20 protein-coding genes are annotated in these 20,981 nt (G+C 59.1%); 8 read left to right on the top strand and 12 right to left on the bottom strand.

Features of this window, described 5'->3' with window-relative positions; all coding sequences use genetic code 11:
* Positions 1–2: 2 nt before the first annotated feature.
* Positions 3–3,053 (bottom strand): formate dehydrogenase-N subunit alpha, encoded by a 3,051-nt coding sequence (fdnG, locus tag MMW58_RS28275; RefSeq protein ID WP_133601292.1) that lies wholly within the window; start codon positions 3,051–3,053, stop codon positions 3–5.
* A gap of 156 nt (positions 3,054–3,209) precedes the next feature.
* On the opposite strand from fdnG, the gene fdhD reads away from it, so the two are divergent.
* Positions 3,210–4,046, top strand: a complete 837-nt coding sequence (gene fdhD / locus MMW58_RS28270) for a formate dehydrogenase accessory sulfurtransferase FdhD (protein WP_133601293.1) — start codon at positions 3,210–3,212, stop codon at positions 4,044–4,046.
* Here the strand turns inward: fdhD and MMW58_RS28265 are convergent.
* Both MMW58_RS28265 and MMW58_RS28260 read right to left on the bottom strand, forming a co-directional pair.
* Positions 4,013–4,519, bottom strand: a complete 507-nt coding sequence (locus tag MMW58_RS28265) for a YgjV family protein (RefSeq protein WP_045853689.1) — start codon at positions 4,517–4,519, stop codon at positions 4,013–4,015. The genes fdhD and MMW58_RS28265 overlap by 34 nt on opposite strands.
* A gap of 58 nt (positions 4,520–4,577) precedes the next feature.
* Positions 4,578–5,000, bottom strand: a complete 423-nt coding sequence (locus MMW58_RS28260) for a Crp/Fnr family transcriptional regulator (RefSeq protein WP_371823025.1) — start codon at positions 4,998–5,000, stop codon at positions 4,578–4,580.
* Between the two features lie 229 nt (positions 5,001–5,229).
* Here MMW58_RS28260 and MMW58_RS28255 point away from each other — a divergent pair, with 229 nt between their 5' ends.
* The gene (locus MMW58_RS28255) at positions 5,230–5,442 is read left to right on the top strand and encodes a YdgH/BhsA/McbA-like domain containing protein (protein WP_237376354.1); all 213 of its coding nucleotides are present in this window, start codon (positions 5,230–5,232) and stop codon (positions 5,440–5,442) included.
* A 41-nt stretch (positions 5,443–5,483) separates the two neighbouring features.
* Here the strand turns inward: MMW58_RS28255 and MMW58_RS28250 are convergent, their stop codons facing one another.
* Together MMW58_RS28250 and MMW58_RS28245 are read right to left on the bottom strand one after the other, a co-directional pair.
* Positions 5,484–5,807, bottom strand: a complete 324-nt coding sequence (locus tag MMW58_RS28250; RefSeq protein ID WP_045853686.1) for an AzlD domain-containing protein — start codon at positions 5,805–5,807, stop codon at positions 5,484–5,486.
* Entirely contained in the window at positions 5,807–6,466 is a 660-nt protein-coding gene (locus tag MMW58_RS28245) for an AzlC family ABC transporter permease (RefSeq protein ID WP_095105330.1), read from the bottom strand. Before MMW58_RS28245 ends, MMW58_RS28250 begins: the two co-directional genes overlap by 1 nt.
* Before the next feature lie 100 nt (positions 6,467–6,566).
* Here MMW58_RS28245 and MMW58_RS28240 point away from each other — a divergent pair, with 100 nt between their 5' ends.
* From MMW58_RS28240 to MMW58_RS28215, 6 genes are all read left to right on the top strand, one after another.
* On the top strand, positions 6,567–7,115 hold the full coding sequence (locus MMW58_RS28240; protein WP_045853684.1) for a helix-turn-helix domain-containing protein: 549 nt from the start codon (positions 6,567–6,569) through the stop codon (positions 7,113–7,115).
* A 95-nt stretch (positions 7,116–7,210) separates the two neighbouring features.
* On the top strand, positions 7,211–8,206 hold the full coding sequence (locus tag MMW58_RS28235) for a substrate-binding domain-containing protein (RefSeq protein WP_095105332.1): 996 nt from the start codon (positions 7,211–7,213) through the stop codon (positions 8,204–8,206).
* Between the two features lie 113 nt (positions 8,207–8,319).
* Positions 8,320–10,443, top strand: a complete 2,124-nt coding sequence (locus MMW58_RS28230) for an alpha-galactosidase (protein ID WP_241722538.1) — start codon at positions 8,320–8,322, stop codon at positions 10,441–10,443.
* A gap of 41 nt (positions 10,444–10,484) precedes the next feature.
* A complete protein-coding gene (locus tag MMW58_RS28225; RefSeq protein ID WP_241722537.1) occupies positions 10,485–11,750 on the top strand; it encodes an MFS transporter in 1,266 nt (421 codons plus the stop codon).
* Positions 11,751–11,810: 60 nt separating this feature from the next.
* Positions 11,811–12,404 carry a maltose acetyltransferase domain-containing protein gene (locus tag MMW58_RS28220; protein ID WP_159237707.1) on the top strand — a complete coding sequence of 198 codons (594 nt, stop codon included), beginning with the start codon at positions 11,811–11,813 and terminating at the stop codon, positions 12,402–12,404.
* Between the two features lie 106 nt (positions 12,405–12,510).
* The gene (locus MMW58_RS28215) at positions 12,511–13,890 is read left to right on the top strand and encodes a carbohydrate porin (RefSeq protein ID WP_241722536.1); all 1,380 of its coding nucleotides are present in this window, start codon (positions 12,511–12,513) and stop codon (positions 13,888–13,890) included.
* Between the two features lie 53 nt (positions 13,891–13,943).
* Here the strand turns inward: MMW58_RS28215 and rhaM are convergent, their stop codons facing one another.
* From rhaM to rhaD, 7 genes are all read right to left on the bottom strand, one after another.
* A complete protein-coding gene (gene rhaM / locus MMW58_RS28210) occupies positions 13,944–14,258 on the bottom strand; it encodes an L-rhamnose mutarotase (RefSeq protein WP_241722535.1) in 315 nt (104 codons plus the stop codon).
* Complete coding sequence (gene fucO, locus MMW58_RS28205) at positions 14,255–15,403, bottom strand: lactaldehyde reductase (protein WP_241722534.1); 1,149 nt, start codon at positions 15,401–15,403, stop codon at positions 14,255–14,257. Before fucO ends, rhaM begins: the two co-directional genes overlap by 4 nt.
* Before the next feature lie 51 nt (positions 15,404–15,454).
* The gene (locus MMW58_RS28200) at positions 15,455–16,456 is read right to left on the bottom strand and encodes an ABC transporter permease (RefSeq protein ID WP_115193842.1); all 1,002 of its coding nucleotides are present in this window, start codon (positions 16,454–16,456) and stop codon (positions 15,455–15,457) included.
* Positions 16,453–17,457 (bottom strand): ABC transporter permease, encoded by a 1,005-nt coding sequence (locus MMW58_RS28195; protein ID WP_241722533.1) that lies wholly within the window; start codon positions 17,455–17,457, stop codon positions 16,453–16,455. Before MMW58_RS28195 ends, MMW58_RS28200 begins: the two co-directional genes overlap by 4 nt.
* The gene (locus tag MMW58_RS28190; RefSeq protein WP_241722532.1) at positions 17,457–18,968 is read right to left on the bottom strand and encodes a sugar ABC transporter ATP-binding protein; all 1,512 of its coding nucleotides are present in this window, start codon (positions 18,966–18,968) and stop codon (positions 17,457–17,459) included. Before MMW58_RS28190 ends, MMW58_RS28195 begins: the two co-directional genes overlap by 1 nt.
* Before the next feature lie 50 nt (positions 18,969–19,018).
* Positions 19,019–20,005: a rhamnose ABC transporter substrate-binding protein gene (gene rhaS / locus MMW58_RS28185; RefSeq protein ID WP_123710466.1), complete on the bottom strand. Its 987-nt coding sequence runs from the start codon at positions 20,003–20,005 to the stop codon at positions 19,019–19,021.
* Positions 20,006–20,146: 141 nt separating this feature from the next.
* Positions 20,147–20,977: a rhamnulose-1-phosphate aldolase gene (gene rhaD, locus MMW58_RS28180; protein ID WP_241722531.1), complete on the bottom strand. Its 831-nt coding sequence runs from the start codon at positions 20,975–20,977 to the stop codon at positions 20,147–20,149.
* Positions 20,978–20,981: the final 4 nt, after the last annotated feature.

The raw sequence follows: 20,981 nt of genomic DNA, 5'->3' as shown, positions 1-20,981 counted from the left end.
CCTTACACCTTTTCCACGTTCACGAGGAAGGCTTTGAACTCCGGCGTCTGCGTATTCGCATCACCGACGAACGGCGTTAGCGTGTTGGCGATAAAGCCCTTCTTCGCCACGCCTTCATAGCCCCAGTGGATTGGAATACCGATAGTATCGATATCCTTACCGTCCACCTTCAGCGTGCGAATACGCTTGGTCACCACCGCCTTGGCCTTGATATAGCCGCGGTTGGAGGAGACTCTGACGGTATCACCGTGGGCAATACCGAGCTTATTCGCCAGCTTCTCGCCGATTTCAACAAACTGTTCCGGCTGCGCGATGGCGTTGAGCAACGCGTGCTTGGTCCAGTAGTGGAAGTGCTCGGTGAGACGATAGGTGGTGCCAACGTACGGGAACTTATCCGCTTTACCCATCTGCTCCAGGTCACCCTTAAAGACGCGGGCGGCCGGGTTGGAGACCACGTTGGGGTGCAGCGGGTTAGTGCCCAGCGGCGTTTCGAACGGTTCGTAGTGCTCAGGGAACGGTCCTTCCGCCATTTTGTCGATAGCAAACAGGCGGCCCATCCCTTCAGGCTGCATGATAAACGGCCCGACGTCGCTGCCCGGCGCGGCGGCGCTGTAGTCCGGAATGTCCATGCCGCCCCATTTTGCGCCATCCCATTTGAGGATCTGGCGCTTCGGATCCCACGGCTTGCCCTGCGGGTCTGCGGACGCGCGGTTATACAGGATGCGGCGGTTAAGCGGCCACGCCCATGCCCAGCCCAGGGTATTGCCGAGGCCCGACGGGTCGGCGTTATCGCGTCTCGCCATCTGGTTGCCGTCCGGCGTCCAGCTGCCGGCGAAGATCCAGCAGCCGCTGGAGGTGGTACCGTCATCGCGCAGCTGCGCAAAGGAGCTGAGCTGCTGGCCTTTCTTGACGATAACCGCGCCGGTGGCCGGGTCGGTAATATCCGCCAGCGCCTTGCCGTTGCTCTCCATCGCCACCTCTTCCGAAGCCGGCTCGTGCGGGGTGGAGTAGTCCCAGGTCATGTTCAACACCGGCTCCGGCGTCGGGCCGCCTTCTTCGGCATACATTTTCCGCAGGCGCATAAAGATACCGGCGAGGATTTCGCCATCGGTGACGGCAATCCCCGGGGCGTCCGCGCCCTTCCAGTGCCACTGCAGCCAGCGCCCGGAGTTAACGATCGAGCCGTTCTCTTCGGCGAAGCAGGTAGACGGCAGGCGGAAGACTTCAGTCTGGATTTTCGCCGGATCGACGTCGTTCGACTCGCCGTGGTTTTGCCAGAAGGTGGACGTTTCGGTGTTGAGCGGGTCGATAGTGACCAGGAACTTCAGCTTCGACAGTGAGGCGACGACCTTGTTTTTATTCGGGAACGAGGCCACAGGGTTAAAGCCCTGGCACAGATAGCCGTTCACTTTGCCCTGGTTCATCATCTCGAAGTACTGCAGAACGTCGTACCCTTTATCCCACTTCGGCAGCCAGTCAAAGCCCCAGCTGTTCTCCGCCGTTGCCTTATCGCCGTAGAAGGCCTTCATCATTGAGACGAAGAATTTCGGGTAGTTGCCCCAGTAGTTCACCTGATCCTTCAGCAGCGGTTTCGGCGTGCTGGCGGCCAGGTAAGTCTGGATATCGGCCTGTTTTTCGCTCGGCAGGTTCATGTAACCCGGCAGGCTGGTGGAGAGCAGCCCCAGGTCGGTTAGCCCCTGAATATTGGAGTGGCCGCGCAGCGCGTTCACGCCGCCACCCGCCATCCCCATATTGCCGAGCAGCAGCTGGATCATCGCCATGGTGCGGATGTTCTGCGCGCCGATAGAGTGCTGCGTCCAGCCAAGGGCATAGAGGAACGAAGCGGTTTTATCATGGGCGCTGGTTTCGGCGATGTATTCGCAAACCTTGAGGAAGTCGGCTTTTGGCGTCCCGCAGATATTCTCCACGACGTCCGGCGTGTAGCGGGAGACGTGCTGTTTCAGCAGGTTCCAGACGCAGCGCGGATGCTGTAGGGAGGTATCGCGTTTGGCAAAGCCGTTTTCGTCCAGCTCGTAGTTCCAGCTGGTCTTATCGTAGCTGCGTTTTTCGGCGTCGTAGCCGCTAAACAGGCCGTCATCGAAGCTGTAATCCTCACGCACGATCAGGCTGGCGTTGGTATAGGCTTCGGTGTACTCGCGGTTGATTTTTTCGTTATTCAACAGGTACAGGATGACGCCTGACAGGAAGGTAATGTCAGTACCAGAGCGAATCGGGGTATAGAAGTCGGCTACCGACGCGGTGCGCGTAAAGCGCGGGTCGATAACAATGAGCTTCGCGCCATTGTGAATTTTGGCTTCCATCGCCCAGCGGAATCCTACCGGGTGCGCTTCAGCGGCGTTACCGCCCATGACCACAATGAGGTTGGCGTTTTTAATGTCAACCCAGTGGTTCGTCATCGCACCGCGACCAAATGTTGGAGCAAGACTTGCTACCGTTGGTCCGTGTCAGACGCGCGCCTGGTTGTCGACCGCGAGCATACCGAGCGCGCGGGTGAATTTCTGCGTTAAATAGCCGGTTTCGTTGCTGGAGGCGGATGCGCACAGCATACCTGTGGTCAGCCAGCGGTTGACGGTGGTGCCGGCGTCGTTTTTGGCGACAAAGTTGGCATCACGGTCTTCTTTCATCAGCTTCGCGATACGATCGAACGCGTCGTCCCAGCTGATTTGCTGCCATTTATCGGAGCCAGGCGCGCGATATTCCGGGAACTTCAGCCGGCTTTCGGAGTGGATAAAGTCCACCAGGCCGGCCCCTTTCGGGCAGAGTGCACCACGGTTGACCGGATGATCGGGGTCACCTTCGATATGAAAGATGGATGCTTTGGCGTTTTTCGCGCCGTCGCCGAGGCTATACATTAACAGCCCACAGCCAACGGAGCAGTACGTACAGGTGTTGCGGGTTTCACGGGTACGCAGCAGCTTATATTGCCGGGTTTCCGCGAGCGCAGCGCCGGGGGCAAAGCCCAGCGCCGCTGCCGTAGTTCCTGCCATACCGCCAGCGCAGATCTTAAAGAACTGCCTTCTGCTGACCTGCATGGTTCACTCCTTGTATCGACATTGTCACATATAGTTATTTACTTTGCGGTAAGGACCGCAAAGGTTCAGAATTAGGGGCAATCACCCTCTTGCTTGAAGGGGTATGAAAAGAATACCACATTGTGTGTATGCCTGTTCCAATACGGTTAAGACAAAGTGAATAAGAACCCTCCCGAACAAATCAAAAATGTGACAACTGTCACAGGTTACCGCCAGGTCGCGCTGTGGAAGCGCGATAATTTGCAACATACTCAGCCGGACGAGTTAGCTGAAGAGGTGCCGGTCGCCCTGGTCTATAACGGCATCTCCCACGTCGTGATGATGGCCTCTCCGGGCGATCTGCAGCGGTTCGCCGTCGGTTTTTCGTTATCCGAAGGGATTATCGAAAATCGCTCCGAGATCTACGGCATGGACGTGGTGCAGGAATGCAACGGCCTGTCCGTCAGAATTGAGCTCTCCAGCCGCCGGTTTATGGGGCTGAAAGAGCGCCGCCGCGCGCTGGCGGGACGCACCGGCTGCGGAGTATGCGGCGTGGAGCAGCTAAACGATATCGGCAGGCCGGTGCGTCCGCTGCCGTTTACGCAAACCTTCAACCTCGCGAACCTCGATCGCGCGCTGGAGCAGCTTAACGACGTACAGCCCATCGGCCGCGTCACCGGGTGCACCCACGCGGCTGCCTGGGTTCGTCCGTCGGGCCAGCTGGCGGGCGGGCATGAAGACGTTGGCCGTCACGTCGCTCTCGATAAGCTGCTCGGGCGGCGCGTGGAGGAGGGAAGCGGCTGGCAGAACGGCGCGGCGCTGGTCTCCAGCCGGGCCAGCTACGAGATGGTGCAGAAGGCGGCCATGTGCGGCGTGGAAATCCTGTTTGCGGTCTCCGCCGCGACCGCGCTGGCGGTTGAGGTCGCGGAACGCTGCAACCTGACGCTGGTCGGTTTTTGCAAGCCGGGCAGAGCGACGATTTATACGCATCCCGAGCGTCTGGCAGCGGAGTGACGCCACCAGGCAGCCAAAATACTTCCTGAAAACGCCAGCTCCATCATCACGGCAACGGGCGAGCCGACCACCACATTGTTCAGTAGCCAACAAAGGCTGCCGCACAATGTGTATCCGCGTAATTTCTCGCTCTGTTTCTGAAACGACGCCAGCGTCATCAGCAGGCTCCCGGCAAGCGGCAGGATATTCTCCAGACTTTGCCACAGACCGGCGCTACAAAGCAGCGACCCGAGCATAAACCCCCACATAGCCCGGCGGCTCAGCGTCACGATGGCTACCGCGTAGCGACATGCTGCGATGAGCATTAATCCCGCCGCGCCGGGTTGTTCCAGAAGATAAAAATGAAGCGCCAGCAGGGCGGTTGATCCTGCGAGCAGGGACAGCGTCGCGGCCCGGCGCTGAAAATGAAAGGCGGAAATATCGAGCAAAAAGCTCATACCGGCCAGGAGCTGAGAGAAAATAAAGGCGTTCATCGCGTCTGCCATCTGCTGAGGAGTGGCGGGACATTAAGCGATGCAAACGCGTCATGCGTTAACCTTTGTTAAGACGCTGGCGAATGCGGGACAGGCTAACGGGAGTAATGCCGATGTAGCTGGCGAGATCGCGCTGAGTGAGCTGCGCCTCCCAGTCCGGAAAGTGGGTTTGCACGTACTGATAGCGCTGCTCTGGCGTATTGAGCAACAGCATTTGCTCTTTTTTCTCTTTGTAGATCAGCTGACGGGTGAGCAGCTGTATCTTAATTTCCTGATTTTCGGGGGCATCAAGCGCGGCCAGGGGGATTTCGCTGGTTTCACCCGCGGAGATCGTTTGCAGGCCGTAATCTGCCGGCGTCCTGGTGAGCCAGTTCAGATAAAGGAAGCAATATTCGCCCGTAAAATAAAACTCTTTAACGCGCTCAGCGCCGGCGGGAGAGTGATAAACAGCGCGCACAACGCCATGATGTAAAAAGTAAATATGGGTTTGAGGTTCGCCCTGACGAAGTAACCAGCTGCCGGCAGACCGCACTGTTTTCCGGCCGCCTGACGGTAATTTTCGATCGCAATCGAACGTCATTTTTATGCCTCAAATAATTTGAATAAGAATAGCAAATCCTTCCGCTTTTCGTTACCGGGTGTGAGGTCTATTATTTATCACATCAAGGCACAACGCCTTACCTAAACAACTTACCTGAAGGATTTATCTCATGAAAAACGTCAAAACTTTTGCTGCAGTTATCGCTCTGGCCGCTTCTTTTAGTTCTTTCGCCGCTGAAAGCGTGACCGCCACCGCCGCAACGATGGACGGCGCTGAAGCGAAAATTGCCGCTCAGGCCCAGGCTGCTGGCGCATCATCTTATAAAATTACCGAAGCCTTTACCGGTAACCGCGTGCATATGACGGCAGAGCTGAACAAATAAAAAAAGAACTACCGTCGAAAGAGCGCCCCTGGGGCGCTTTTTTAGTTTATGCCCGCCAGCCTCAGCAGGGCGGTAACCACCGCCGCGGCGATAATCACCACGATCAGCGGCATCTTGCGCCAGGCGAGAAATACCGCGAAGCCCACCCCCAGCACCCGCGCCATACCGGCAAAATGTTCGCTTTCATAAAATGTGGTCGCCAGGGCGACGGAAAATAGCAGTACCGTCGCGGCGTCCGAGAGCAGCGCCTGAGAGCGCTCGGAAAGCGCCAGGCGGCTACCGATCTTCGCGCCGCCGAGGCGCATCAGGTAGGTTCCTGCCGACAGGATAGCGATTCCGATGATAAACAGCGTGATGTTGCCCATTATTTTTTCCTCGCCAGCAGGCCGAACAGGGAGAACAGCACCGGCAGGCCCGCTGGCGCAAAGGAGACCGCTGCGAGGGATAACGCCGCACCGCTGCAGGCGCGGATTAAGGTGGTGCGGTTTTTAAACGCGGGAATGACCAGCGCCAGCAGAATGGCGGGAAAGACGGCGTCGAGGCCGATGGTTTCCGGGGCCGGCAGGATCTTGCCGACCAGGGCCCCAAGCAGTGCGCCCAGCGGCCAGATGATAGCCACGCCGAGTCCGCACAGCCAGTAGGCGGCTTTACGCTGCTCCGGCGTTTTCTGCGACAGCCCGAAGACCACGCTTTCGTCATTCATAATATGGCAGCCCAGCAGGCTGGCGCCGCGCCTGCCGACCAGATCGCGAACCGTCACGCCGAACGGCACGTGGCGGGCGTTGACCAGTAATCCCGCGGCGGCGGCGGCCAGTGGGTTGCCGCCGCTGGCGACGATGCCGATAAACATAAACTCCGAGGCGCCCGCCAGCACGCAAACCGACAGCACGAACGGCACCCACACCGGGAAGCCGTAGGCTATCGCCAGCGAACCGTAGGAGAGGCCGACGACGCCCACGGCCAGGCAGACTAAGACTATCGCTTTTATTGTGTCCCCTTTGAGACAGGAGAAGTGCTGCTTCATACTATTTAGCCATATCGAACGAATTTCCATTATAATGAACGCAACCCCATCGACTTTCAAGTCGAACGAATCGTTCTATATAAAAAACGCGGAGCCGTGTATGACACAGCCAATTAGTCTGATTGCCCGGAGCCTGGTACGCGAGCGCTCGCGCACCGGGCTCTCGCTGGCGGAAGTCGCGCGCCGGGCCGGTATTGCTAAATCGACGCTATCGCAGCTGGAGTCAGGCAACGGCAACCCCAGCCTCGAGACGCTCTGGGCGCTTTGCGTCGCGCTCGATATTCCGTTTGCCCGGCTGCTGGAGCCGCAGGCGCAAAAAACGCAGGTGCTGCGTCGCGGGGAAGGGACGAAGGTGGTGGCTGAGCAGGCCCACTATCAGGCTATTCTGCTGGCGGCCTGCCCGCCCGGCGCCCGCCGCGATATCTATTTACTGCTGACCCAGCCGGGGGCTGACCGTATTTCTCACCCGCACCCGCCGGGATCGATAGAGCATATTATTGTCACCCAGGGCCGCGCGCGCGTGGGCCTGACCGAAGCGCCGGAAGAGCTGGGCGCCGGGGACTACATCTGTTACCCCGCCGATCGCGAACATCTCTTCCAGGCGCTGGAGCCGGATACCCAGGCGATTCTGGTGGCTGAGCAAAGCTAGCGTTTTATTGCGGGGATGACCGCGCCGCTCCCGCTGGACGTCCCGCCCGTATTGCGGGACACTAGCCGTTTCCTCCACCGCCGACTGGGATACGTATGTCGCTGAAAGCTATTGCTAAAGAACTTGGGATCTCGGTAACGACCGTCAGCCGCGCGCTGAACGGTTATGACGACGTGTCGCAGGAGACGCGCGCCCGCGTGGAGGCGGAAGCACAGCGCCGTGGCTACCGGCCCAATACCTTCGCGCGACGCCTTAAGATGGGCAAAATTGACGCCGTGGGTCTGGTTTTTCCCATCAGCCCGGCCCCGCTGAATAACAACGTATTTCTCGACATGGTCGGCGAAATTAGCCACGAGCTGGCGCGCTATGAGATTGATTTACTGCTGATTGCCGACGATGAGCAGGCGGATAAGCACGGCTATATGCGAATGGTTCAAAGCCGGCGGGTCGATGCGCTGATTGTCGCTCATACCCTGGATGACGATCCCCGCCTGACGCAGCTGCTTTCCTCCGGTTTTCCTTTCCTCGCCCTTGGCCGCAGCCGGCTGCCGCAGCCCTATGCCTGGTTTGATTTTGATAATCAGGCCGGAACCTGGCGCGCGACCCGCCATTTGATTAGCCAGGGGCACCGGCGCATCGCGCTGCTGAGCGAAAATAACAATCAGGCGTTTATCACCCAGCGCCGTAACGGCTATCTGCAGGCGCTGCGCGAGGCCGGATTAGCGGATACCTGGCTGCGCAGCGTGCCGCCAACCCGCCGCGGCGGCTATCAGGCGACGATGGAGCTGCTGCGTTTGCCGGAACCGCCCACGGCGATCGTGACCGACTGTAATACCCACGGCGACGGCGCGGCGATGGCGCTATCCCAGCTGGGGCGCCTGACCGGCGATAACCGCGTGTCGCTGGTGGTTTACGACGGACTGCCGCAGGACAGCATTATTGAAACCCCGGTGGCGGCGGTGATCCAATCCACTCGCCAGGGCGTTGGTCGCCAGATCGCCGGCATGGTCCGTCGGCTGATTGCCGGCGACGATCTCACTTCTCTGCAGGTGCTCTGGCAGCCCGAATTTATCCCCGGCGACACCGCCTGATTCCCCTCCCGCCACGCTAATTTCTGCACTAGATCACGAATCCGAAACGTTTTGGTTGGCACCCGAAACGTTTCGGATCAACAGTAAGGCATTCCTTGTTGTGGAGATGTCTGATGTCTGATTCGATTGTACGCCTGCAAAGCGCAGGGGCCGATGTGGTAATCAAAACCCATCCGTTTGCCGAAATTATCTACTGGGGGCCGCATTTAAGCCATTTTTCGCCGCAGGATGCGGCCAGCCTGGCGCGTCCGGTGGCGAACGGTCGCCTGGACGTCGATTCCCCCGTAACGCTGATGGCCGAGCTGGGTCATGGTCTGTTTGGCGCGCCTGGAATTGAAGGGCACCGCCAGGGGCTGGACGGCTCGCCGGTGTTCGCCACCGCCGAGGTCGTACAGGCTGGGCAAAGCCTAACCATTATCAGCGAAGACCCGCACGCCGGGCTGCGCCTGCGTAGCGAAATTGTGCTCGATAGCAGCGGCGTGCTCAGCGTTCGCCACGGTCTGACCAACCTGCGCGCGCAGCCCTGGCAGGTGGACCGGCTTGCGGTCACGCTGCCGGTTGCCGAACGCGCCCGCGAAGTGATGGCCTTTCATGGCCGCTGGATCCGCGAGTTTCAGCCGCATCGGCTGGTCCTCGATCACGACAGCTTCGTGCTGGAAAACCGCCGCGGGCGCACCTCCCACGAGCATTTTCCGGCGCTGATTACCGGCAGCACCGCCTTCAGCGAGATGCAGGGCGAAGTGTGGGGAGTACACCTTGGCTGGAGCGGCAACCACCGCCTGCGCGCTGAGGTAAAAACCGATGGCCGCCGCTATCTGCAGGCGGAAGCGCTCTATTTACCGGGGGAGATGGCGCTGGCCGAAGGCGAAACCCTGTGGACGCCGTCGCTGTACGCCAGCTATTCGGCGCAGGGTCTGAACGGCATGAGCCAGCAGTTTCATCGCTACCTGCGCGAGCAGATCGTGCGCTTCCCGGATAACAAACCGCGCCCGGTGCATCTCAATACCTGGGAGGGGATCTATTTCAATCATGACCCGCAGTACATCATGCGCATGGCGGACGAGGCGGCGGAACTTGGCGTCGAGCGCTTCATCATTGACGACGGCTGGTTCAAAGGGCGCAACGACGACTGGGCGGCGCTCGGCGACTGGTATCTGGATGAGAAAAAGTACCCCAACGGGCTGACGCCGGTTATCGACCACGTAAAGTCGCTGGGCATGGAGTTCGGCATCTGGGTTGAGCCGGAAATGATCAATCCGGATTCGGACCTTTTCCGCGCCCACCCTGACTGGGTGCTGGCCCTGCCGGGCTATACGCCGCTGACCGGCCGCCATCAGTACGTCCTGAACCTCAATATTCCGCAGGCCTTTGACTATCTGCTGGAGCGGATGAGCTGGCTGCTGGGCGAGCACGCCGTGGATTATGTGAAGTGGGATATGAACCGCGAGCTGGTGCAGCCGGGACATAACGGTAAAGCCGCCGCCGATGCGCAAACCCGCCAGTTTTATCGCCTGCTGGACGCGCTGGTTGCCCGCTTCCCGCATATCGAATTTGAATCCTGCTCCTCCGGCGGCGGACGCATCGATTATGAGGTGCTGAAACGCAGCCATCGCTTTTGGGCTTCCGATAACAACGATGCCCTGGAGCGCAACACTATCCAGCGCGGCATGAGCTACTTCTTCCCGCCGGAAGTGATGGGCGCGCATATCGGCAACCGCCACTGCCACGCCACCTTCCGCCAGCACAGCATCGCCTTCCGCGGCCTGACCGCGCTGTTTGGCCATATGGGTCTGGAGCTGGATCCGGTGAGCGCCGACGAACAGGAGCGCGCGGGCTACCGCAAGTATACCGCGCTGCATAAGCAGTGGCGCAATGTCATTCATCACGGCGTGCAGTGGCGTATGGATATGCCGGACGCCACCACGCTGGCGCACGGCGTGGTCAGTGAAGATAAGAGCCAGGCGATTTTCCTCGTCAGCCAGCTGGCGATGCCGGATTACACCCTGATGGCGCCGCTGCGCGTTGCGGGGCTGGAGGCGGGCGCCCGCTATCAGGTTACGCTGCTCGATCACCCGGATATTCAGATTACGGGAGAGGGCGGTCATACCATGCGTAAGCTGCCGGAATGGATGGTGACCCCGCAAACGGTGAGCGGCGAGTGGCTACGGCAGGCGGGGCTGGCGCTGCCAATCCTCGATCCGGAAAGCGCCATTTTGATTGGCCTGCAACGCGTGTAATGGTGACGGGCCGCCAGGCGGCCCTGACTGAGGAATATAAAATGAACCCGACTGCCTGTACCCACAAAAACAACCCTAACTTCTGGATTTTCGGCTTGTTCTTTTTTCTCTACTTTTTCATTATGGCTACCTGCTTCCCGTTCCTGCCGATCTGGCTGTCGGACGTTATTGGCCTGAATAAAACCGAGACCGGCATCGTTTTCTCCAGCCTTTCCCTGTTTGCGATCTGCTTCCAGCCCGTTCTGGGGGTGATCTCCGATAAGCTGGGGCTGAAAAAACACCTGATGTGGATCGTGACGATTTTGCTGGTGCTGATTGCGCCATTCTTCCTCTATGTTTTTGCGCCGCTGCTGAAAACCAATATCTGGCTGGGGGCATTAAGCGGGGGCGCCTATATTGGTTTCGTGTTCTCCGCCGGTGCCGGCGCGATGGAAGCCTATATCGAACGCATCAGCCGCAACAGCGGGTTTGAGTACGGTAAAGCGCGTACCTTTGGCTGTCTTGGCTGGGCGCTGTGCGCGACGACTGCGGGGATGCTGTTTAGCGTCAATCCCGAGTGGGTATTCTGGATGGGCTCGGCCGCCGCGCTGCTGCTGGTGGTGCTGGTGGCTATCGCGAAACCGCAGGCCAGCCAGGCCGCTCAGGTCATGGATTCTTTGGGCGCGAATCGCCCATCGGTGGATTTAAAAACCGCCCTGCGGATGTTCCGTCAGCGCAAAATGTGGATGTTTATTCTGTATGTGGTCGGCGTGGCGTGCGTATACGACGTCTTCGATCAGCAGTTTGCCACCTTCTTTAAATCCTTCTTCGCTACGCCGGAATCGGGCACCCGCGCCTTTGGTTTTGCGACCACCGCCGGGGAGATTTGCAACGCGATCATCATGTTCAGCTCGCCGTGGATTATTAACCGCATCGGTGCGAAGAACACCCTGCTGATTGCCGGGATGGTGATGGCGGCAGGGATGATCGGCTCATCCTTCGCCACCACTGCGGTTGAGGTCGTGGCGCTGAAGATGCTCCACGCCCTGGAAGTGCCGTTCCTGCTGGTGGGGGCGTTTAAATATATTACCGGCGTGTTTGACGTCCGGCTGTCGGCGACGATTTATCTGGTGGGCTTCCAGTTCTCCAAACAGGTGGCGGCGATTTTCCTCTCCGCCTTTGCCGGCAATATGTATGACCGGATTGGTTTCCAGGAGACCTATATGATCCTCGGCGGTATTGCGCTGTCCGTCACCTTAATATCGGCCTTTACGCTTTCAGGGAAATCCGCGCCTGGCAGCGTCAGTAATAAAGCAATGACCATTTAATAAATTAACAAAGAAAACGCTCACAGGGATGTGCTGAATAAACGGGAGAACGGATTGACTATGGATATTAAAAAAAGAATGAATAGCGGTGAATTATATACCGACGGCGGCCACGGTCTGCCGGAGGAGCGGCTAATGGCAAAGGTGCGGGCCTATGAATATAACCACTCGCATCCATTCGGTCAGGAGCTAAGAGAGGATATTATCCAGCGCATGTTTGCGAGCGTGGGTAAACAGTGCTGGATTGAGCCGCCGATCAATCTTGCTTACGGAATTCACACCACTATTGGCGATAACTTCTACGCAAACTTCAACCTGACGCTGGTCGATGACGCGGAGATTATTATCGGCAATAACGTGATGTTCGCACCGAATGTGACGATCTCTACCGCCGGTCATCCGGTGCATCCGGATCTGCGCCATACGCTGCAGCAGTTCTCTCTGCCGGTGATTATTGAGGATGGCGTCTGGCTGGGCTCCGGCGTGATTATTAATCCCGGCGTTACCATCGGCAAAAACTCGGTGATTGGCGCCGGCAGCGTGGTTAATCGCTCGATTCCACCGAACGTTGTTGCCGCCGGGGTGCCCTGCCGGGTATTAAGAGATATTACCGATGAGGATAAAAATAAATATCAGCTTTATACCGGCCAATAAATATAAGGCACATATTAATTAGCGCTCGTTCCCATATAAAAATAATGAAGATAGAAAGGTGAGTTATTCACTCACCTTACCTCCCCGTTACCTCCGGAAAATAAAAATGAATAAAAAGACGATAGCCTTAGCGATGAGTTTATGTGTGATGGCAAGTTCGGCAGTTGCTAAAAATAATTCTCTGACGCTTGAACAGCGTATGGAACAGCTGGAAGCGCGGCTGGCCGCGGCTGAAAGCCGGGCTACGGTGGCGGAAGGCCAGGTGCGGGAATTACAGGCGAAGCAGAATGCTGCTATTGCGCTGGCACAGCCGACCGTTGCGGTAAAAAGCGTCGCGGCGGTCGAAGAGAGCAAAAAGAATATTACCGCGCCGGAGCTTAAGCTCTCCGGCTATGGCGATCTGAAGATCTACGGTGACGTTGAGTTCAATATGGACGCGGAGAGCAAGCACGGCCTGCTGGCGATGACTAATGCCGATGTTGGCAGCGACCCGACCTACGATAACTGGGATTTAAACGGCCGCATTCTGCTGGGCTTTGACGGCATCCGCACCATGAGCAACGGCTATTTTGCCGGATTCTCGATCCAACCGCTGGCCGATATGACCGGCTCCATGAACCTTGATGATGCCGCCTTCTTCTTTGGTCAGGAGAAGGACTGGAAGATAAAGGTCGGCCGTTTCGAAGCCTATGACATGTTCCCGCTGAACCAGGACACCTTCGTCGAGCATTCGGGTAATACCGCCAACGATCTCTACAGCGACGGTCACGGCTATATCTACATGATGAAAGAGGGACGCGGGCGATCCGACGCGGGCGGTAACTTCCTGCTCAGCAAGCAGCTGGATAACTGGTACTTCGAACTGAATACGCTGCTGGAGGACGGCACCTCTCTGTATGACGGGGGTGACTACCACGGCCGCGACATGGAGCAGAAAAAGAACGTCGCCTACCTGCGTCCGGTTGTCTCGTGGGCCAAGGATGAGTTCTCCGTCGCCGCGGCGATGGAGTCAAACGTGGTGAAAAATGCCTACGGCTATAGCAACGCGCGGGGAGAGTTTGTCGATCAGTCCGATCGTACCGGCTATGGGCTGACCATGACGTGGAATGGCCTGAAAACCAACCCTGCCGATGGCGTGGTGGTGAATGTGAACACCGCATATATGGATGCCAACAATGAAAAAGACTTCACCGCCGGGGTTAACGCGCTGTGGCAGCGCTTTGAGCTGGGCTATATCTACGCCCATAACAAAATCAACGACTATGCCGGGGTGATTTGCGATAACGACTGCTGGATTAAGGATGAGGGGACCTACAATATTCATACCTTCCACGCCTCGTATCAAATTCCGAACGTGATGAACATGCAGAACTTTAATATCTATCTCGGGGCCTACTACTCCATTCTTGATAGCGATGTGCAGGCCAATAAGAGCGATGACGACGATCGCTACGGCGCGCGCGTGCGCTTTAAATACTTCTTCTGAGAACCGTAAAAAGCTGCCCCGCGAAACGTAGCCCGGCGGGGCAGCCGAGGAGGTTAATCCAGATAGAATACCGACTTCAGATCGGCGCTGAGCGGGCTGTTATCGGCGTTTGCGGGCATCACGTCGCGCATATGCCGCCACCAGCGCTGACAGACCTCGGTTCCGGCGACTGCGTCCCAGCGGGCTTCAGATTCAATTTCCACCGTGGCGAACAGCAGGCTGCGCTCTTTATCGAGATAGATTGCGTAGCGGTGCGCGCCGTGTGCCTTCAGAACCGCCTCCAGCTCTGGCCATATTGGCGAATGCCGACGCTGATACTCTTCGTGTGCATCGGGATTCACCTGCATCACAAACGCCTTGCGGATCATAACGCCTCCAGATACAGCTCGCGTACTTCGTCGCGGCTGGCGGTTCGCGGGTTGCACGGCGCGCACGGGTCGGCGAGGGCCTTGTCCAGCCAACCTTCGATGTCGGCTTTGGTCACCCCAAGCTGGCTGAAGCCCTGCGGAATGCCGACGCGTTTGCTCAGGGCGCGAATCGCCTCGATTGCCGCCATGCTGGCTGCTTCATCGCTCATGTCGCGGGTCTCGACGCCCATCGCCTGCGCCACGCGGGCAAAGCGGGCAACGGCGTTCGGGCGGTTAAAGTTTTCGATGATCGGCAGCAGGATGGCGTTGCATACGCCGTGGGGCAGATTGTGGGTCGCGCCAGGCTGATGGGCCAGCGCATGGACCAGGCCGAGACCGGCGCTGTTGAACGCCATACCCGCCAGATACTGACCAAACGCCATCTGCTCGCGCGCCTCAAGGTTGTGCCCGTCGTCGACGGCTTTCGGCAGCCACAGATTAATCAGCCGAATGGCCTCCAGGGCGTTGGCATCGGTGAGCGGGTGGGCGCCGACTGAGACAAAGGCTTCGATAGCGTGGGTCAGGGCGTCCATTCCGGTGGCCGCGGTGATGGAGGCCGGGATGTCCAGCATCACGCTGGCGTCATCGACGGCGATGTCCGGAATAATATTCGGATCGATGATCACCTCTTTTACCCGGCGCGCGGAATCGATGATGACCGCATTGCTGGTCATCTCCGCCGCCGTTCCGGCGGTGGTGTTTATTGCCACCAGCGGGACGCCGGCGTTTTTCACCTTACCGACGCCGGAATAGGCGGTGGAAGGGGCCGGGTTGGCGGTGAGGATTTTAACCGCTTTCGCGGTATCGATGGGGCTGCCGCCGCCAAAGGCGATAATGTAATCGCACTGCGCATCGTGGAAGGCGGTAATGCCTTTATGCACCAGCGCTTCGGTGGGGTTCGGGAACACCTCATCAAACAGGTGCCAGGACATCTGGTGCGCGTCGAGCGCGGCAAACAGGCTGTCCAGCAGGCCCAGCTTCACCAGCTGACCATCGGTGACGATCAGCGCTTTGCCCCACTGTTTAGCGGCGACCAGATTGACCATATCGCCAATGGCGCCCGCGCCGTGCAGGCTGATTTTCGGCAATGCCAACATAAAGCTCATGATAACTCTCCTGTTAATGAAATCCCGTTCCCCCCACCGTCAGGCGAAGGGCTAATGTCTTCGCTGCAGCACCCGCCGGGCGATAATCGGCAGCGAAATCACCGCGATCAGCATGGCGCCGATGATTATCGACATCACGATGCCCGGTACGTTGAGCAGGCTCAGGCCAAAGGTCACCAGCCCCATCAGGAAGGCGGCAATAATCACCCCCACCATGCTGCCGGAGCCGCCGAGGATATTGACGCCGCCGAGCACCGCCATCGTCACGACCGCCAGCTCCCAGCCAACCGCCAGAGAGGGACGAGTGCTGCCGAGCCGTGACGTCAGCAGCACCGCGGCCAGCCCCGCCATCAGCCCGACCAGGGCAAACAGGATCAGGTTATGGCGCTTGACGTTGATCCCGGAAAACCAGGCGCCGGTCGGGTTATTGCCAATCGCGTAGGTGCGGCGGCCAAAGTTGGTTTTATGCAGCAGGAAGGTAAAGGCGGCCGCCAGCAGCAGGAACAGCGCAAACTCAAACGAGAGCGCCCCCCAAACGTAGCCCTGGCCGAACCAGGCGAAGCTGTCGGGATAGTGGTTTAGCGCCTTATCGCCCAGCAGGATGTAGGTCAGGCCGCGGTAGAGGCTCATGGTGCCGATGGTGATAACGATCGACGACAGGTTCAGGCGCGTCACCAGGATGCCGTTAAACAGGCCGCACAGCAGGCCCACCCCCAGCCCAACGGCCACCAGCAGCGGCGTATCCATCCCCGCCGCCGCGCAAAAGCCCATCGCCGTGGAGCTCAGCGCCATGGTGGAGGCGACCGAGAGGTCAATCTCTCTGGCGATAATCAGCATCGCCATCGGCAGGACGATAATCGCCTTCTCGGTAAAGTTGAAGGTGGCGTCAGAGAGGTTCCAGATATTAAGGAAGTAGGGCGACGCCAGCGCGTTGGCGGCAAAAACGGCGAGGGTCACCGCCAGCAGGAAGCCTTCCCAGCACAGCAGGCGGCGCAGCGGCGACGGCGCCGTCGGGCGGCCGGTCATCTCGTCAGTGGTCATTATTTTGCTCATGGTTTCACCGTCTGTTTTTGCGAAGCCAGCACCGCGCTGCGCAGAATGAGCCGTCCTTGACGTTTGTTCCCGCGCTCGTTAAGCACCACGGCGATGACAATAACCGCGCCGGAGATAGCCATCTGCCAGAAGGGGGAGATACCGATGACCGGCAGCGCGTTGTTGATAATCCCGAGGAACAGCGCGCCGCACAGGCAGCCGACTACGCGTCCGGTTCCGCCCATGGTGCTGATGCCGCCGATGACGCAGGCGGCCACGACCTGCAGTTCGAAGCCGTTGGCAACGTCAACGTAGGCGACGGCAAAGCGGGAGATCCACAGATAGCCGCAAAACCCCGCCAGCGCCCCGGAAAGGCAGAAGCTGATGAACTGCATTTTCCCGGCGTTGATACCGGTGTAGTACGCCGCGGTGGCGTTGCCGCCTGCGGTGTACAGCGCCCGCCCGGTGCGGCTATAGCGCAGGAAGTAGCCCACCAGCAGCAGGGCGGCGATGGCGCACCAGCTCAGCAGCGGCAGCCCCAGCAGCGAGGCGCGCGGCAGGGCGAGGAAGTCCGCGCTCATCTGATGCGAGTTAACCCAGCCGCCGTCGGAGAGCAGGAAAATAATGCCGCGATAGATGCTCATGGTGCCGAGGGTGACCACGATCGCCGGGATGCCGAGACGCCAGACCAGCAGGCCGTTAATCACCCCCATCAGCAGGCCGAGCAGGGTCGCCAGCATCAGCAGCGCCCACACCGGAATGTCCGGGTGGTGGGCGTTAAGCAGGGCGACGATCATCCCGGTCAGCGCCAGGTTGGCGGCCATCGACAGGTCGATCCCCCTGGTCAGCAGCACCATCATCTGGCCGAGAGCGAGGACGATAAGAATCGAGGTGTCGTTAAACATCTCAACCAGGTTTTCCGCCGCGATGAACGACGGTACCCGGCTGCCGATGCTCGCCATCATCAGGATAATGACCGCCGCCAGCAGCGCTTCGCGGTTTTTAAGCAGTTGTCGCCACATTACGCAGCCTCCCGGGCAGCGCCGCTGGCGGCGCTGACGATAGTTTCCGCCGTCGCTTCGCCGGCGCGATATTCGGCCACCATCAGCCCTTCGTGCATCACGATGATACGGTCGGCCATTCCCATGACCTCCGGCAGCTCTGATGAGACCATAATGACCGCCAGCCCCTGGCTCACCAGCTCGGACATAAACTGGTGTACCGCCGCTTTTGAACCGATATCGATGCCTTTCGTCGGCTCATCGAGAATGATCGCCTGCGGATGGGTAGCCAGCCATTTGCCGATCACCACCTTCTGCTGGTTGCCGCCGGAGAGGGTTTCTACCGCCTGCTGCCAGCTGAAGGCCTTGACCTGCAGGCGCGAGGCATACTCATCGGCCAGCCGCCATTCGCGCGCGTCGTTCAGCACGCCGCGGGGGTTGAGCCTGGCGAGCTGGGGCAGGCTGATGTTCTGCGCGATCGGCAGGGCGACGATCGCCCCCTGCTTCTGCCGCTCTTCCGGCACGCAGACGATGCCGGCCTGAATGGCGTCCGCCGGCTGGCGAAAGCGCACCGCTTTGCCATTCAGCACCATTTCGCCGGAGGAAGGTTGCGATACGCCGGACAGCGCCTGCATGAGCTCGGTGCGCCCGGCGCCGACCAGGCCGTAGAAGCCGAGGATCTCGCCTTTGCGCAGGGTGAAGCTGATATTGGCGAACTCGGTGGGATGGCAGAGGTTGTTGACCTCCAGCACCGTTTCTCCCGGGGTGCAGCTCACCTTCGGGTAGGTTTGGGTAATGGCCCGCCCGACCATCATCGACACCATCCGCTCTTCGGTGATCTCGTTGATGGCGCCGGAGCTCACGTACACGCCGTCGCGTAAAATGGTGTAGTAATCCGCCAGCTCGAAGATTTCGTCAAACTTATGCGAGATAAACAGGATGGCCTTCCCGTCCTGCTTCAGGCGCTCGACTATCTGATAAAACTCCAGGATTTCGTGCTGCGAGAGCGCGGCGGTCGGCTCGTCAAGGATAACCACCTGCGCCTCAAAGGAGAGCGCCCGGGCGATGGCCACCATGTGGCGCTGGGCGATGCCCAGCGTTTTTAGCGTCGCGCGCGGGTCGATCTGTACTTCCAGGCGGCGGAGAATCTCCCCGGCTTTCTGGTGCATTGCCGGCCAGTCGAGCTTTTTCAGCAGGCCTTTATGCAGATACTGGCCGACAAAAATATTCTCCGTCACCGAGAGCTCGTCAAACAGCACCGTTTCCTGGTGGATAGCGGTGATCCCGACCCGGTGCGCCGACTCCGGATGAGGCAGCTGAATCGGGATCGCTTTATAAAGGATTTCGCCCTCTTCGGGCTGATAAATGCCGGTCATCACTTTGACCAGCGTGGATTTGCCGGCACCGTTTTCGCCAATTAAGGCGGTCACTTTGCCGGGCCAGAGATCGAGCTGTACGTTCTCAAGGGCACGCACACCGGGGAAAACCTTGGTGATGCCCTTAAGCGACAGCAGCGGGGTGGACGCCGTCATGATAAGTCTCCGTTTTTTTCCCCGTTTCCAGGCGAAACGGGGGCTGAGGATTAGAAAATTTTGGAAAACTTATCGATGTTGCCGGCATCGTAAACGAACGGCTCCGCCATCGCGCCGCTGCCGTCGGCATCCAGCTTCACCTTGCCGAGCCTGCCCATGTTGGCTTCGGTTTTGGTTGCCGTGCCTTTGACTAAATCGTCGGCGAGGTAGGTGGCGGCGTAGCCGAGGTCAATGGGGTTCCAGATAGCAAAGCTTTTGCTGGCGCCGGATTTAATCGCCCCGGCCATTTCAGACGGCAGCCCCAGCCCGGTGACGTACACCTTGCCAATCTTGCCCTGATCCTTCACCGCCTGGGCGGCGGCAACGATCCCCACCGATGAAGGCGAGACGATCGCTTTCAGATTCGGATACGATTTCAGCAGGCCGACCGCTTCGCGGTAGCTCTTGTCGGAGAGATCGTCCCCGTAGGCAACGGTGACCAGGTTGACGGAAGGGTACTTCGGCAGCACCTTCTTCATCTCTTCGATCCAGATGTTCTGGTTGGTTGAGGTGGGGGTCGCGCTGAGGATCGCCACGTCGCCTTTTTCGACGTTCAGCGCCTTCAGGGCGTCCGCGGCGAGCCTGACGTTGGTTTCGCCAATCAGTGCGTTATTGGAAGGATTCAGGTGGATCTGGCGGCCCGCCGGCGCGACGCCGGAATCCCAGGAGACCACTTTGATCCCGCGCTGCATCGCTTTTTTCAGCACCGGCACCACGGCGTCCGGATCGTTGGCGGAAATGGCGATCGCATCCACCCCCTGGGCGATCAGCCCGTTCAGCACTTCGATCTGCGCTTCGGCGGTGGTGGTGGTGGGGCCGGTATAGATCACTTTCACATCGCCTAACTCTTTCGCCGCTTCCTGCGCGCCGACGTTCGCTGCCTCGAAGAATCCATTTCCCAATGATTTTGCCACGAGGGCAATTTTAACTTCTGCTAAAGCGGAACCGGACAACGCCAGGGCGGCAACGGTGAGGATCAAGCTTGTCTTTATTTTCATTGCTTTTACTCCACATGATTGAGTTAGTTTCCCCTTATCTTTCATCCTGCCGATGCGTGGTCTGCCGCAGGGCGAAAGAGTTAGGGTAGGGTTTGCAGGTGACAGAGTTCGCCCCGTCTCGGTGAGCGGGGCGCGATGTAATTATTGATAAAGGTCTAACGCGGACTGCATAGGCTGCACATCAAAGCGCTTGCCGAGGGCAATCAGCTCTTCGCGGGTGATGGTCTGCTTCATTCCACCCATGGAGTAAACCTTCACCAGCACTTCAGCCGATTTCTCGGCGGTATCGATCAGGCCAAAGGTTTCATCCAGCGTCGGCCCGCTGCCGAAGACGCCGTGGAACGGCCACAGCACCAGCGAATGCTGACGCATTTCCAGCGCGGTGGCCCCGCCGATTTCGTCGGTACCCGGCACCATCCACGGCAGAATGCCGACGCCGTCCGGGAACACCACCAGGCATTCGGTGCTGCCTTCCCAGAGCTTGCGGGTGAAGAGCTCGCTGTTATTATCGAGGACGTAGGTCAGGGCGATCAGGTTGGTGGCGTGGCAGTGCATGATCACGCGATCTTTGCCGCCGGTCAGCCTGATGCGTTCGCTGTGGGAGAGGAAGTGGGCCGGCAGTTCGGAGGTCGGCACCGCCTCGTGGGTCAAGCCCCACAGGATGTGATATCCCGCGCCGTCGCTGTCCACTTTGACTACGCCGAGGTTGGCGGCCGGATCGAGCTGCACGTTGCGGAAGAATTTACCGGAGCCGGTGACGATAAACGGCTGGTTGGCCAGCGTCGGCATCGGCTGGCTCAGGGCGATATAGCGCGGTTTGGCGTGGAAATCCGCCGCGAAAGGTTCGATATCGGCCTCGTCGAGGCGCAGCGTCAGGTTGCCGCCGTTGCGCTCATCCCAGCCCTTCAGCCAGGCGTCGGTGGTGGCCTTAATCATGCCCTGGACGAACCAGGAGTCGATAATAGTGTGCATAGTC

Origin of the sequence: Klebsiella sp. HC6 (assembly GCF_022605325.1) — a bacterium.
In the GTDB taxonomy this organism is placed as follows: domain Bacteria; phylum Pseudomonadota; class Gammaproteobacteria; order Enterobacterales; family Enterobacteriaceae; genus Klebsiella; species Klebsiella terrigena.
This window is presented reverse-complemented; position numbering and strand designations above follow the sequence as displayed.

Bases quoted from the DNA above. Each gene is read 5' to 3' on its own strand.
- MMW58_RS28235 (WP_095105332.1), top strand. From the start codon at position 7,211: ATGTCGCTGAAAGCTATTGCTAAAGAACTTGGGATCTCGGTAACGACC.
- MMW58_RS28195 (WP_241722533.1), bottom strand. From the start codon at position 17,457: ATGTGGCGACAACTGCTTAAAAACCGCGAAGCGCTGCTGGCGGCGGTC.
- rhaD (WP_241722531.1), bottom strand. From the start codon at position 20,977: ATGCACACTATTATCGACTCCTGGTTCGTCCAGGGCATGATTAAGGCC.
- MMW58_RS28255 (WP_237376354.1), top strand. From the start codon at position 5,230: ATGAAAAACGTCAAAACTTTTGCTGCAGTTATCGCTCTGGCCGCTTCT.
- MMW58_RS28245 (WP_095105330.1), bottom strand. From the start codon at position 6,466: ATGAAGCAGCACTTCTCCTGTCTCAAAGGGGACACAATAAAAGCGATA.
- rhaS (WP_123710466.1), bottom strand. From the start codon at position 20,005: ATGAAAATAAAGACAAGCTTGATCCTCACCGTTGCCGCCCTGGCGTTG.
- MMW58_RS28220 (WP_159237707.1), top strand. From the start codon at position 11,811: ATGGATATTAAAAAAAGAATGAATAGCGGTGAATTATATACCGACGGC.
- MMW58_RS28265 (WP_045853689.1), bottom strand. From the start codon at position 4,519: ATGAACGCCTTTATTTTCTCTCAGCTCCTGGCCGGTATGAGCTTTTTG.
- rhaM (WP_241722535.1), bottom strand. From the start codon at position 14,258: ATGATCCGCAAGGCGTTTGTGATGCAGGTGAATCCCGATGCACACGAA.
- MMW58_RS28190 (WP_241722532.1), bottom strand. From the start codon at position 18,968: ATGACGGCGTCCACCCCGCTGCTGTCGCTTAAGGGCATCACCAAGGTT.
- MMW58_RS28240 (WP_045853684.1), top strand. From the start codon at position 6,567: ATGACACAGCCAATTAGTCTGATTGCCCGGAGCCTGGTACGCGAGCGC.
- fucO (WP_241722534.1), bottom strand. From the start codon at position 15,403: ATGAGCTTTATGTTGGCATTGCCGAAAATCAGCCTGCACGGCGCGGGC.
- MMW58_RS28200 (WP_115193842.1), bottom strand. From the start codon at position 16,456: ATGAGCAAAATAATGACCACTGACGAGATGACCGGCCGCCCGACGGCG.
- MMW58_RS28250 (WP_045853686.1), bottom strand. From the start codon at position 5,807: ATGGGCAACATCACGCTGTTTATCATCGGAATCGCTATCCTGTCGGCA.
- MMW58_RS28230 (WP_241722538.1), top strand. From the start codon at position 8,320: ATGTCTGATTCGATTGTACGCCTGCAAAGCGCAGGGGCCGATGTGGTA.
- MMW58_RS28215 (WP_241722536.1), top strand. From the start codon at position 12,511: ATGAATAAAAAGACGATAGCCTTAGCGATGAGTTTATGTGTGATGGCA.
- MMW58_RS28225 (WP_241722537.1), top strand. From the start codon at position 10,485: ATGAACCCGACTGCCTGTACCCACAAAAACAACCCTAACTTCTGGATT.